9 protein-coding genes are annotated in these 9954 nt (G+C 56.7%); 2 read left to right on the top strand and 7 right to left on the bottom strand.

Translation table 11 applies throughout. The annotated features are described in order from the left end of the window. Positions 1 to 453: 453 nt before the first annotated feature. On the bottom strand, positions 454 to 1797 hold the full coding sequence (locus H5U02_05165) for an NCS2 family permease (GenBank protein ID MBC7341824.1): 1344 nt from the start codon (positions 1795 to 1797) through the stop codon (positions 454 to 456). Between the two features lie 140 nt (positions 1798 to 1937). Between H5U02_05165 and H5U02_05160 the strand changes: the two genes are divergently transcribed. Beyond that, entirely contained in the window at positions 1938 to 2732 is a 795-nt protein-coding gene (locus tag H5U02_05160) for a hypothetical protein (protein MBC7341823.1), read from the top strand. Between the two features lie 86 nt (positions 2733 to 2818). Here H5U02_05160 and H5U02_05155 read toward each other — a convergent pair whose 3' ends face one another. The 4 genes from H5U02_05155 to H5U02_05140 form a co-directional block, all read right to left on the bottom strand. Next, complete coding sequence (locus H5U02_05155; GenBank protein MBC7341822.1) at positions 2819 to 3049, bottom strand: type II toxin-antitoxin system VapC family toxin; 231 nt, start codon at positions 3047 to 3049, stop codon at positions 2819 to 2821. Next, a complete protein-coding gene (locus H5U02_05150) occupies positions 3046 to 3282 on the bottom strand; it encodes a type II toxin-antitoxin system Phd/YefM family antitoxin (GenBank protein MBC7341821.1) in 237 nt (78 codons plus the stop codon). The genes H5U02_05155 and H5U02_05150 overlap by 4 nt, the downstream gene beginning before the upstream one ends. Positions 3283 to 3431: 149 nt before the next feature. Then, a complete protein-coding gene (locus H5U02_05145) occupies positions 3432 to 4874 on the bottom strand; it encodes an amino acid permease (GenBank protein ID MBC7341820.1) in 1443 nt (480 codons plus the stop codon). 63 nt (positions 4875 to 4937) lie between these two features. Further along, positions 4938 to 5879 carry an HD domain-containing protein gene (locus H5U02_05140; GenBank protein MBC7341819.1) on the bottom strand — a complete coding sequence of 314 codons (942 nt, stop codon included), beginning with the start codon at positions 5877 to 5879 and terminating at the stop codon, positions 4938 to 4940. A gap of 123 nt (positions 5880 to 6002) precedes the next feature. Between H5U02_05140 and H5U02_05135 the strand changes: the two genes are divergently transcribed. After that, positions 6003 to 6629, top strand: coding sequence for a hypothetical protein (locus H5U02_05135; GenBank protein ID MBC7341818.1), 627 nt, complete (start codon positions 6003 to 6005; stop codon positions 6627 to 6629). A gap of 33 nt (positions 6630 to 6662) precedes the next feature. Here H5U02_05135 and H5U02_05130 read toward each other — a convergent pair whose 3' ends face one another. Continuing rightward, a complete protein-coding gene (locus H5U02_05130) occupies positions 6663 to 8093 on the bottom strand; it encodes a pyruvate carboxylase subunit B (protein MBC7341817.1) in 1431 nt (476 codons plus the stop codon). A gap of 86 nt (positions 8094 to 8179) precedes the next feature. Then, the gene (pyk, locus tag H5U02_05125) at positions 8180 to 9928 is read right to left on the bottom strand and encodes a pyruvate kinase (protein ID MBC7341816.1); all 1749 of its coding nucleotides are present in this window, start codon (positions 9926 to 9928) and stop codon (positions 8180 to 8182) included. Between the last annotated feature and the right edge of the window lie 26 nt (positions 9929 to 9954).

Below are 9954 nucleotides of genomic sequence, written 5' to 3'. Positions count from 1 at the left end.
CCCGGAGGCGGGGCCGAGGACAGGACGTCCGAGGCCGGCCTCTTGAGACAGGAGGTCGAATTGGCCGGGAACCCCGCCGAAGGGTGAGGGGGAGCCATACGGATCGCTGGCGAGCCCATGTGGAGCCGGCGCCAGCGCTCCGGCATGGGAAATGTTTCGGAAGCATCCTTTGACTTTGAGGAGGAGAAGCCCCATGAAGAGATTGTTCCGGTCACGAACCCACAGAATGCTGGGCCAGCCGCTAGCCGGAGAAGGTCTGAGGGAAGTCCTGGCCCGCCCCGCCTTCTAGGGCTGGACCGGGCCGGTACTGCCAATCCAGTATAACCAAACCCATCAAGAAGGCGGGGGCTGCTAGGAAAGCGGCCCCCGCCCTTGCATCCCGCTACGGGCCCCTGGCCTGTCTACCGCGGTCCCCTTACCGGTGCATTTAGGCTAAGCTGGACAGCCCTTGCTTTAACCCGGACCAATCCGGATAAAGGCAAAGTAAATCAAGAAGAAGGCTGCCAGGATGTACATGAGCCAGTGCACTTCCTTGGCTTTCCCCACCAATAGCATCAGGACTACATAGGCTACGAAGCCGATGGAAAGCCCTAAAGAGATGCTAAAAGTCAGAGGCATCAGGAAGGCAGTTAAAAAGGCCGGGAAAGCCTCGGTAAAATCGGCGAAGCGGATCTCGTTGAGGCTGGTAGCCATAAAGATACCCACGATGATTAGCGCCGGGGCGGTGGCTTCCGCCGGCACGGCTAAAGCGATAGGTGAAAAGATCACCGAAAGCAGGAAAACTAGAGCTACCGTTACTGAGGTAAGGCCGGTACGACCCCCAGCGCTCACTCCTGCCGCGCTCTCCACATAAGTAGTTGTATTGCTGGTGCCCAGGAGAGAGCCAAACACCGTTCCCAGAGAGTCGGCAAACAGGGCTCGATTGCCACGCTTGAGGTTTCCCTGCTCATCGATCATGCCAGTTCGGCTGGCCACCCCCACAAAGGTGCCGATGGTATCGAACAGGTCGGCAAAGAATAGGGAAAAGATGATGGGGATCATGGCCACGTGCAAAGCCCCAGCCAAGTCCAGCTGCAGGAAAGTCGGAGCCAGGCTGGGCGGCGCCGATACCCAGCTGGTGGGTAGCTTGGTTATGTGCATGGGGATGCCGATAATGGAAGTAATGATGATGCCTAGCAGAATTCCGCCTTTAATTTTGCGGGCCACCAGCACCGCGGTAATAACCAAGCCAATGGTGGCCAGCAAGGTACTGGGTTTGTGAAAGCTGCCCAGGTTAATAAAGGTGTTGGGATCGCTTACCACAATACCGGCGTTCTTGAAGCCAATAAAGGCAATAAATAGGCCAATTCCGGCTCCTACAGCGTGCTTCAGGGGCATGGGGATGGCTCGGATAAGAAGTTCCCGCAGCCGGGTAATGGTAACAACTACAGCTACAATACCAGATAAGAAGACCAGGCCCAAAGCAGTCCGCCAGGGTATTCCCGACCCCAGCACCATACTAAAAGCAAAGAAGCTATTTAGCCCCATTCCCGGCGCCAGAGCAAAGGGATAGTTGGCATAAAGACCCATAAACAAAGTAGAGATGGCCGAAGCTAGGGCTGTGGCCATGAAAACGGCGCCCTTGTCCATGCCCGCGTTGCCTAGGATGACTGGGTTTACCAACAGTATGTAGGCCATGGTAACAAAAGTGGTGAGGCCAGCTAGGATCTCGGTCCGGGCATCGGTACCGTTTTCCGACAACTGAAAGAAGCGCTGGGCGAATCCTGGGGGTTTGGCCCCACTAGCTACACTCGACATTTAAGACCTCCTCTTTCTACAGATTTCTGGATGGTTATGATTCCCTGCACATATTAACACATGATCTACCTCAAAATAAAGACAGTCGACCAATTTCGCCCCAAAATGCCCAAAATCATCTTGGAAAGCGGGGAGCATGAATGTCAATGCCAGTGTTAAGGAGGAACCGCTATTTTAGTTTTCCCGATTGGCTAATAATATTGCTGTTCTTGGGGCTTGGTCTTGTGGCCACCCCCATCGGGCATACCCAGGATGAAGCTAGCACCGCTGCTCCCTTCGATGCTTTGACTGCCTTCTACCGCGCCATCACCGAAAACGACTGGGATGCCGCCCGCAAGTTTTCCACCCTCGAGTTGTGGGGAGAGCTTTCCCGCTCCGGTTTCATCCGCAGCTGGCAGGTCCGCAAGGCCTTGAGGCCATCGCTGACCTTTAGCGTCTTCTTGGTCGATAGCCGGGGTTTAGACCTGGAACGGGGAACCGCTTGGGCCACCGGGGAGGCTCGCTGGACCTCTTCCACCGGCCCAGTGAGCATGCGGGAAACCGTTTACCTCACCCGCGACCTCGATGGCTGGAAAGTGGCCCGCATCGAGCACCAGTCTTCGGTTCTGGCGGTGGAAAAGTTTTATCTAGCCTTGGAAAACCAAAGGTGGAATGAGGTCCGCAGCTTAACTACTCCCGATTACTGGCTCCGGCTCACCGCATCCGGCATCATTGCTTTCGTCAAGCGGGATCGGGCCTCCACCCCTGGGCCTTATGTAGTCTTTCAGTCCTCCGATTTTCACGAAAGCGATAGCACCGCCATGGTTAATGGGTCAGCCACCTGGAAACCCCTTACCCCAGCCCAGTCCGATACCCCGGTGACCGTCCACCTGGTCCGTATCCGCGGCGCCTGGCGCATCGACAAGATCGTTGGCCACTGGCAGGAGGCCAAATGAAAAGCGAGCTAGCTTTATCAACCAAGCGAAACCTGGTTACGCCTTCGCCTCAAGGAGGAACCCCTGGGGCCGATTTCGATAAAGAATCACCAGAGGACTTCCACAGGATAACGAGCAATTTGGGGATCGGCAGTTAAAACGGGGAGTTTTTCAAGCTGAGCTTGGGCGATAAGTATCCGGTCAAAGGGATCGCGATGGTAATCAGGAAGCGTATACACGTGAAGCGCATGATGCATTTCAACCGCCAGGGGAGTAATGGCATTATCGGCTAGCTGTTCGGCAATAAATGAAGCAAGATTGGACGGCAGCACCTTCATTTCTCGAACGCCTCAAGAATAGCTTCGGGTAGAGGGGCATTGAAATCCGGGGCTATAGTAATTTTACCCTTAGCACTGCCGGGATACCGCTGGCGCTTATCGTCGCTTATTGGAACCAGGCGGGCTATCGGCTTCCCAGCTTTGGCGATAATGATTTCTCGCCCCTCTTTCACCTGGGCTAGAAGCCGGGAAAGATTGGTTTTGGCCTCATGAATGTTTACCTGAGATGGCATTTATCACACCTCCCTAAAACCAATATAGACTAAGTCCTTAGCCTAAGTCAATGAGCTTCTAGCTCTGGTTCCGGCCGGGATTTTCCCGGAAACAATAGGCCGCGGGATAACCAGCAACTTTGGGATCGCCAGAGCATTCATGGCGGTGCCTAGGGCTTTCGTCTTTTGAGCCAGGGCTTGCGGGCCAATTTGGGGAGGCCGGCCAAGGGGAAAGGCTCTTGGGCAAGCTGGCTGTGGGTGGCTCCATAGCTGAAGTAGACGATTAGCCCTATGGCCATCCACACCACAAACCGCACCCAGGTGAGGGGCGGGAGGTTGCTGGCCAGATATGCTGAAAAGGCGGCAGCCAGGATGGGAATATACGGGTATCCGGGCACCCTAAACGGTCGTTTCAAGTCAGGCCGGGTCTTTCGTAGCACCAGTACTCCTATGGAGACAATGATAAAGGCGGTCAAGGTGCCGATATTGGCTAGCTGAGCCACGATATCGATGGGGAGGAAGCCGCCAATCAGGGCAATGGCGCCGCCCACCACCCCCAGGGCCACATGGGGAGTCTGGTAGCGAGGATGGAGGCGGTGAAAGGCGGTGGGTAAAAGACCGTCTCGGGCCATGGCAAAGAAGATGCGGCTTTGGGCATAGATGTCCACCAGCAAGACTGAAGTCAACCCCGCCAAAGCACCTAAGGAGACCACTCCCGAGGCCCAACGAATGCCCAAGCTCAAAAGCGCCGTGGCCACCGGAGAAGGGTTATTAAGGGTGCTGTAGTGAACCATGCCGGTAAGGGCCAGGGCCACGGCCACATAAAGCACGGTGGCTATCAGTATGGTACCAATGATGCCTAAGGGGAGATCCCGGCGGGGATCGCGAACCTCCTCCGCTGCTGTAGCTACAGCATCAAAGCCCACATAAGCGAAAAAGATTATAGCCGCCCCATGGGCCACCCCGATCAATCCAAAGGGAGTGAAGGGCCGCCAATTGGCCGCATTGACGTGGGAAAAACCTAACACTAGGAACAAGAGAATTACAGCTATTTTTATAGCTACGATCACCCGGTTGACCTCAGCGCTATGTCTGGTGCCGGTAATGGTAAGGGTGGTAAGGAGGGCAACGATGAGAACGGCAGGAAGGTTAATCACTCCTCCACCCAGGGGGCCCGCTGTCAGGGCACGGGGAAGGACTATCCCTGCTGATCGCAAAAGATCGCTCAGATAAGAACTCCAGCCAATGGCCACCGCTCCAGCCGCCACCAGGTACTCAAGGATCAGGTTCCAGCCGATTACCCAGGCCACCATTTCCCCCAGCGAGGCATAGGCAAAGGTGTAGGCGCTACCGGCCACCGGCACCATGGAGGCTAGTTCGGCATAAACCAAGGCGGCCAAGCCCGCCCCAATGCCGGAGAGGATAAAGGAAATGGTAACGCCAGGGCCGGCGTACTCGGCGGCTGCCACCCCGGTCAAAACAAAGATCCCAGTGCCGATAACTGCCCCCACGCCCAGCGCCACCAGGTCCAGAGGGCCCATGGCTTTGGGCAATTTCTCCCGGCTGCTCTCCTGGAACAGTTGATCGACGGGCTTTATCCGCCAGAGATTCATTTCTAGCCTCCGAAGAGTTTAAGCTTACATTTATTTTCTCCTGGAGGCAGATCATTTACCCATTCATTTCTCTTCTGGTCCGGACAGGTAGACGTGCCGGCCCAACTCCTCGCTGTATACCATACCTTCGCCCTGTACAGAATTGAACTTAAAGGCATCGGCATCAATTAGATCCGCCCGATGTAACAGCATCGCCTCCAGAAACATGGGGCGCCTGGGAGATTGCCATTCGTATTCGCCATGGTGGCTGACGATGAGGTGGCGGAGCTTGAGGTGCAATTCGGGCGGAAAGCCAATGACCTGAGCCACCCTCTCATCCAGCATTTCTACCCCCAGGACAATGTGGCCGATAAGCCGGCCCTCAGGGGTGAGGTCGATGGCCTGGCTGTAGCAATACTCCTTGATCTTGCCAACATCGTGCAAGATGGCGCCTGCCACTAAAAGGTCGCGATCAGCTCGGGGGTAGATTTGGGCCAGCGCTTCGGTAATTCTCACCACGTTGAGGGTATGCTCCAGCAGTCCGGATAGGTAGGCTTGATGGTGCTTTTTGGCTGCCGGCGCCTGGAAGAAGGCCTGGCGGAACTCGGGATCGCTAAAAAAGCGGGCCAGAAGCTCCCGCAAATAAGGATTGCCAAGGCTGCCTATGGTTTCCTCCAGGCATTTCTCCATACTGGCCAGGTCGAAAGGAGAGCGGGGCAAGAAATCGCCCAGGTCATATTGCCCTTCCTCTAGCAACTCCACCTCCTCCACCCGGATCTGAACCCGGCCCTGATAGCTGGTACCCATGCCTTTGACCCGGATCACCTGCCCAATCTTCAGCCGAGAATACCAGGCCTCAGCATCGTCCCAAAGCTTGGTCTCCACCTCCCCGGTGGCATCACCCAACACTAAGGTTAAGAAATAGCCCGGCTTTTCCTTAAAGGAGGAGAGGCGCTTTTGCTTGACCATTAAGGTAGTCATGACCTCGCTGTCGGCTTTAATATCCTGGACGGTTTGTCTCTCCATGTTTCCCTCTCCTTTGACACAAATTCAGCGCCTTTCGCTTTTTTTACCTCCCCAGCAGGAACTTGTCAATAAAAATCGAATCTGTCCGTTGGCGATCCAAAATTTCCCGAGGAGGTCTTCTTGGTGGCTCCGGAAATTGTTACCATCAAGGGCACCAAAAACGGCCTGGTGATCCTGCTCCGGCCTGAAGCTGGTTATGAAAACCTAAAGGAAGCCCTACACGCTAAGATAGAAAACGCCCGAGGATTCTTCCGGGGCGCCAAGTTTGCTTTAGCTTCCAACTCCTCGGTCCAGCTCACTCAGGATCAGCAGTTGGAATTGGTCGACCTTTGCCGCCAGCACGGCCTTGAGCCCTCTCCGGTAAGCTTGCCGGCACCGCCGCGGGCCAGAGCCACCAGGTCCGTCCGGGCAGGGTTACCCACCTTAACCCTTGCCCGCCACATTCGCTCCGGTCAGCGCATCCAGTTTCCCGGGCATGTGGCCTTAGTGGGGGATGTCCATCCAGGAGGCGAGATCGTAAGCGGGGGTCATATCTTTATTGTGGGAGAAGCCAAGGGGCTTTTGCACGCTGGCTACCCCCACAATACCGCTGCCCGCATCATCGCCTATCGCCTGGATCCCGTCCAGCTTCGCATCGCCCAGGCCTTGGTGTTCAGCCCCCTGGCTACTAACCCCAACATCCAAGCAGCGGGACCGCTCATGGCCCGGCTGGCCCGAGGCCGCATTGTCATCGAGCCCTATCATCCGTGACCCGCACCTCAAAAACCAGCAACCCAGCAATAGCTAGACCGGATAATAAGCGATTTCACCATTGCGCGGCCCTTGCTCCAGCAGGTTGAAGTCAGCCCTTACCTTCCCCGCCATACGCTCCTGGAGAAAGGTCTCCGCCACGTTGGGGAATAAGAGATAAGAGAGAATATCTTCTTCCTTCTCCATATAGGCAGCCACTGAGCGTTTTCCTTCTTCTAGCTGCCCCAGGGGCAACAAATCCGCCGGCCGGCAGGTTATTGGCTCTTCTTCCCCGATTACCTGGCGCCGCACTTCCGGGTTCACCGGCCCCGGAGGCTGGCCGTACAGGCCTTTCAGATAAGCCCGGGTTTCGCTGTTTACCACCCCGTACCTTTGGCCGGAAAGGACATTGAGAACCGCTTGGCTACCCACGATCTGGCTGGTAGGGGTGACTAAAGGCGGATAACCCAGATCCTCCCGTACCCGCGGCACCTCCTCCAATACCTGGGGCAACTTATCCAAGGCGTTTTGCTGCCGTAGCTGGGAGATAAAATTGGAAATCATCCCTCCCGGTATCTGATAGCGCAAAACGTTTACGTCCACCACATCGGTTACCACATCAAAGCGGTGGTACTTGTCCTTAATCCCCTTGAAATAATCGGCAATCTCGGCCAAGAGCTCCATGTCCAGCCCCGGGTCATAGGCGCTCCCGGCTAGGGCCGCTGCCATGGTTTCGGTGGCCGGCTGAGAGGTGCGCATGGCCAACGGGGAGATGGCGGTATCAATGCCGTCCGCCCCCGCCTCGATCCCTTTTAGGTAGGCCATGGCGGCCATGCCGCTGGTGTAATGGCAGTGGAGGTGCACCGGGAGGTTCACCGCCGCCTTTATTTCCCTTACTAATTCCTCCGCTTGCCATGGCCCCAGCAGCCCAGCCATATCTTTGATGCAGATGGAATCGGCCCCCATTTGTTCCAGGCCCCTAGCCAGGCCCACGTAGTATTGAATATTATGTACCGGGCTAATGGTGTAGCAGATGGTGCCCTGAACGTGGCCTCCTGCCTGCTTGGCTATCTTCATGGCCTGGGCTAAATTTCTAAGATCGTTTAGGGCGTCAAAAATCCGAAAGATATCGATGCCGTGGCGACGGGCAGCCCGGACGAAGGCTTCCACTACATCATCGGGGTAATGCTTGTAGCCCACCAAGTTCTGGCCGCGGAGCAGCATCTGCAGCCGGGTGCGCGGCAAAGCCTGCCGTAACGCATCCAGGCGCTCCCAGGGGTCTTCATTCAAGAAGCGCATGCAGGTGTCAAAAGTAGCTCCGCCCCAGACCTCTAGTGAGTAGAATCCGGCCTGGTCCATCTTGGCGGCTATGGGTAGCATGTCTTCAGTTTTTAACCGTGTGGCCCAAAGCGACTGATGGCCATCGCGTAAGGTGGTATCGGTCACTTTTACTGCCAAAAAGTCTTCCCCCTTCAAAAAACCCATTATCTTCCAGGATACCTGTACCAGGCGTTGGTCCCCTCGTTCCGCCCAGCACTCCACCGTCAGCCCAATACAACTTGGCAAGACCTTTACAGGACCTTGCTGGCGGCCTGGTAAACCGTGCCCCGGGCGCCGTCCACGGTCACCCTCAGGCCATCCTTCAGCTTTTCGGTAGCCCTTTCCACCCCCACTACCACCGGCAAATTTAGCTCCAAGCCAATAATGGCGGCATGCGAGGTTAGGCCTCCGGTTTCAGTGATAATGGCCGCCGCCTTGCGCATGGCCGGCAGGTACTCGGCATCGGTGCTGGCACAGACCAAAATATCGCCTTCCTGCACCTTTTCCCACGCTTCCTGAGGCGAATGGACTATCCGTACCGTCCCTTGGGCGGAAAGGCCGCCGATGCCAGTGCCTCGCACCAGCACTTCCCCCACCAAGTGCACTTTCAGCAGGTTGGTGGTGCCTGGTCCCCCCACCGGCACTCCAGCGGTAACCACCGTCAGGTCCCCTTGAGAGATAATTCCCGCCTGCAAGGCCGCCTCTACCGCTTCCTCGATCATTTCATCGGTACCAGCTCGGCGCTTGGCTAACAATGGATAAACTCCCCAGGTTAGGCACAGGCGTCGCACCACGTGTTGGTTGGGGCTCACGGCAATAATTGGCACCCGGGGCCGATAACGGGAAACCATCCGCGCCGTAGTTCCGGAAGCGGTGGGGGCAATGATGGCGGCCACTTCCAGGGAACGAGCCAGGGTACAGCTGGCCCGGCTGATGGCCTCGGTGACGGTAAGCCTGCCCTGCTCTTCCTCATCCCCGAAATCTCGCATGGGCAAGGTGGCTTCAGCCCGTTGGGCAATGCGGTCCATGACCCTAACCGCTTCAACTGGATACTGTCCAGCCGCAGTCTCGCCAGAGAGCATCAAGGCATCGCTACCGTCTAAGATAGCGTTGTATACATCGCTAGCTTCCGCCCGGGTGGGGCGCGGACTGCTGATCATGGATTCCAGCATCTGGGTAGCGGTGATAACCGGCTTTCCCGCCCGGTTGGCTTTGGCAATGATCTGCTTCTGTACTCGTGGCACCTCTTCCACCGCTATTTCTACGCCCAGGTCACCGCGGGCCACCATCAACCCATCCGCCACCCGGAGGATATCATCTAGGTTTTCCAAGGCCTGAGGGGTCTCGATCTTGGCAATTATCTGGGCGCAGTGGTTGCGCTTTTCCACCAGATGGCGGATCTCGAGAATGTCGGTAGCTTGTCTAATGAAAGAAGCGGCGATAAAATCAATCCCCAACTCCAGCCCAAATTCTATGTCCTCCACATCCTGGGGCGAAAGGGCCGGCAGGTCCAGGCCTACGCCCGGCAGGTTAACTCCCTTGTGATCCCTAATCTCGCCCCCGTTGACTACGGTACAAACAACCTCCTGGTCCCGGCATTCATCCACCTTAAGGCTGAGCGCCCCATCATCTAGCAAGATGGTATCTCCCGGCCGCAAGTAGGCTGATAGCCGGGGGTAGTTGATGGGAATGTGGGTGGAATCCCCCATTATGTCCCCTGCGGTCAAAAGCACCTTTCCGCCGGGTGCCAAATAGGCCTTTCCGCCCCTAAAGACCCCAGTCCGCACTTCTGGGCCCTTGGTGTCAAGCATAATGGCCACCGTCCGCCCCAGCTCCGAGGCCAAGCGCCGCACCTTCTTTATGCGCTGGCCGTGCTCTTCGTGGGCGCCATGGGAAAAATTGAGGCGAGCTACATCCATGCCGGCCAAGATTAGCCCCTTTATGACCTCCTCGGCATCGGATGCTGGACCGATGGTACAAACGATTTTAGTTCGGCGCATAATCTCACCCCGCTAGCCTATGCCCG

The organism is Clostridia bacterium (assembly GCA_014360065.1).
Lineage (GTDB): Bacteria > Bacillota > DSM-521 > Neomoorellales > JACIYF01 > JACIYF01.
This window is presented reverse-complemented; position numbering and strand designations above follow the sequence as displayed.

Coding starts and splice junctions, on each gene's coding strand:
- H5U02_05165 (MBC7341824.1), bottom strand. CDS start 1,797: ATGTCGAGTGTAGCTAGTGGGGCCAAACCCCCAGGATTCGCCCAGCGC.
- H5U02_05160 (MBC7341823.1), top strand. CDS start 1,938: ATGTCAATGCCAGTGTTAAGGAGGAACCGCTATTTTAGTTTTCCCGAT.
- H5U02_05155 (MBC7341822.1), bottom strand. CDS start 3,049: ATGAAGGTGCTGCCGTCCAATCTTGCTTCATTTATTGCCGAACAGCTA.
- H5U02_05150 (MBC7341821.1), bottom strand. CDS start 3,282: ATGCCATCTCAGGTAAACATTCATGAGGCCAAAACCAATCTTTCCCGG.
- H5U02_05145 (MBC7341820.1), bottom strand. CDS start 4,874: ATGAATCTCTGGCGGATAAAGCCCGTCGATCAACTGTTCCAGGAGAGC.
- H5U02_05140 (MBC7341819.1), bottom strand. CDS start 5,879: ATGGAGAGACAAACCGTCCAGGATATTAAAGCCGACAGCGAGGTCATG.
- H5U02_05130 (MBC7341817.1), bottom strand. CDS start 8,093: ATGGGTTTTTTGAAGGGGGAAGACTTTTTGGCAGTAAAAGTGACCGAT.
- pyk (MBC7341816.1), bottom strand. CDS start 9,928: ATGCGCCGAACTAAAATCGTTTGTACCATCGGTCCAGCATCCGATGCC.